We start from the raw sequence: 2,416 nt of genomic DNA on the forward strand, positions 1-2,416 counted from the left end.
AGGTTCGTCACGTTGACGAGCACGCCGGGCACGTTGGGCGCGTTGGACACGGCGCGCGCCGCCCTGCACAAGCGCGCGTTACGCGTGCAGCCCGTGCGCGGTCATCAGCCGGTACAACGTCGCACGCGACACGCCGAGCGCCGCAGCGACGTCCGCATGCTGGTGGCGATGGCGCATCAGCGTCTCCTCGATCGCGCGCCGCTCGGCCTGCCGGCGCGCTTCGGCCAGCGTCGGCGGCCGTTGCGACGTATACGCACCGAGCTCGAGATCGGCTGCCGTGATCGTCGAGCCGTTCGTCATCACGATCGCGAAGCGGATCCGGTTGATCAGCTCGCGCACGTTGCCGGGCCACCCATAGTTGTAGATTGCCTCCACCGCGCACGGCGCGAAGCCGCGGATCCGGTGCGCGCAGTCGCCGCGAAACCGCTGCAGCATGTGCTCGGCGAGCAGCATGATGTCGCGGCCGCGCGCGCGCAGCGGCGGCTCGTCGATCCGCATCACGCACAGCCGGTAGTAGAGGTCCGCGCGGAACCGCCCGTCCTGCATCGCCGCTTCGAGATCGACGTGCGTCGCCGACACGATCCGCACGTCGACCGGAATCGACGCATGGCCGCCGAGACGTTCGATCGTCCCCTGCTGCAGAAAGCGCAGCAGGCTCGCCTGGCTCTCGAACGGCATGTCGCCGATCTCGTCGAGAAACAGCGTGCCGCCGTGCGCGGCCTCGATGCGGCCGATCTTGCGCTGATGCGCGCCCGTAAACGCGCCGCGCTCGTAGCCGAACAGCTCGGCCTGCAGCAGCGTCGGCGGAATCGCCGCGCAGTTGACGGGCACGAACGGCCCGTGCGCGCGCGCCGACTGCTGGTGGATCGCGGCGGCCGTCAGCTCCTTGCCGGTGCCCGACTCGCCGGCGACGAACACGGCCGCATCCGTGTTCGCGACCTTGCGGATCGTCGCGAACAGCCGGCGCATCGCGTCGCATGCGCCGATCATCGTGCCGCCCGGCGCGTCGGTCTGCCGGTCCGGATCGGCTTCCGCGAGCTTCAGCATGCCGTACGCATGGCCGACGAGATAGCCGATCGTCGTATACGCGCTCGCGTTGCGCACGTAGTCGAAGCAGCACTGGCGAATCAGCCGGCACAGCGCGACGTCCTTCAGCCGCTCGTCGCCGGCCAGCGCGACCCAGCCCACGCGCGGATCGCGCAGCACCGCCTCGAACGCGGCGACGTCGAGCGCGGCGAATCCGTCGAAATCGACGATGCCCGCATACAGCCGATTGCCGCGCAGGCAATTGAGTGCGTCCGCAACGGTCTTCGCGTGCCACACGTCCCATCCGTTCGACGCGAGACAGTCGACGAGCGCGGCGTCGGGGCGCGGCGACAAGTAGACGAGCGGCCGCGCCGGCACCACGCGGTTGCGCCGGAGCGCCGCGAACGACGGCGGGCACACGAGCGGCTCGCTGTGCTGCGAGGCGGAGAAACTGATCGGGCAACGGTTGTTCACGGTGGCCTCGCCGCAAGGCGGAATCGGCTGCGCCGGTGCGGTACGGCGCGCTGTCGCGCCGCCGCGTCGCGCAATACCGGCGTGCGCCGGGATCAAGGGGCGTTATCGGCAGAAGATCACGCGCTGCGTGTAAATCTGCGGCTCGACGACGGGCGGTGCGGTACGGTTCAGATCGTCGCGGTACGCGCGATAGGTCTTGCCGTTGACGATCACCTCCGACGCGCGCGCGGTTTCGATCGTGTTCAGCTTGCTGCTCTGCCATTCGCTGACCGTGCTCGACGCGGTCACGCTCGCGTCGCCGGCGATCTTCTGCGTGATCGCACTGCTGTCCTCCCACGGCTGCGTCTGCATGTCCTGCGCATGCTGCATCGCGCCGACCGTCTTGCCCGTCGGTACCGGCCCGCGCTGCGCGTCGAACGGCACGCCGCGCTCGTACGACGGCGATTGCCACGACGGCGCATGACCGGCCTCGGGCACCATGTACACCACCTGCGGATCGCCGACCATCATCATCGGCACGCAGGCCGTGTTGTCGGGCCGGCCGAGCGTCGTCAGCGCCTGCTGCACGCTGGCCGCATTCGCGAGCGTCTGTTCGCTGAGAATCACGAAGACCGCGGGGTTCTGAAATACCGCCTGTGCGGCGGCCTGCACGCTGTACAGCAGCAGAGCGACCAAAAAGATCCTCATGATTGAGGCCTCCTTGCATCCTCGTCAGGCAAAAAGAGGTGTTGACCTCGGGGATGGGACCAACACCCGTCAAACCGCAGCGATCGTCGTGTCGCGCGCCCGGTCCCGCGCGGCCGGCGTACCGGTCGCGCGGGGCCGGGCCGCCGTTCACGACGACGTGCTAGTCGACACCACCGTCGGCATCGGCGCGGCCGGCGCCGCCGGAGCGGCCTGGTCGATCGCGCCGATG

3 protein-coding genes are annotated in these 2,416 nt (G+C 69.5%); 1 reads left to right on the top strand and 2 read right to left on the bottom strand.

Translation table 11 applies throughout. The annotated features are described in order from the left end of the window. Positions 1 to 78: 78 nt before the first annotated feature. On the bottom strand, positions 79 to 1,500 hold the full coding sequence (locus tag HMPREF3115_RS02150; protein WP_070553324.1) for a sigma-54 dependent transcriptional regulator: 1,422 nt from the start codon (positions 1,498 to 1,500) through the stop codon (positions 79 to 81). A 102-nt stretch (positions 1,501 to 1,602) separates the two neighbouring features. Further along, the gene (locus tag HMPREF3115_RS02155) at positions 1,603 to 2,187 is read right to left on the bottom strand and encodes a hypothetical protein (protein WP_006403046.1); all 585 of its coding nucleotides are present in this window, start codon (positions 2,185 to 2,187) and stop codon (positions 1,603 to 1,605) included. Between HMPREF3115_RS02155 and HMPREF3115_RS31845 the strand changes: the two genes are divergently transcribed. After that, positions 2,186 to 2,416: hypothetical protein (locus tag HMPREF3115_RS31845; protein WP_218079203.1), on the top strand; the 231-nt coding region annotated here is incomplete at its 3' end. The two genes, HMPREF3115_RS02155 and HMPREF3115_RS31845, sit on opposite strands and share 2 nt — an antisense overlap.

The sequence above is a fragment of the Burkholderia sp. HMSC10F09 genome (assembly GCF_001806955.1).
In the GTDB taxonomy this organism is placed as follows: Bacteria; Pseudomonadota; Gammaproteobacteria; order Burkholderiales; family Burkholderiaceae; genus Burkholderia; species Burkholderia multivorans.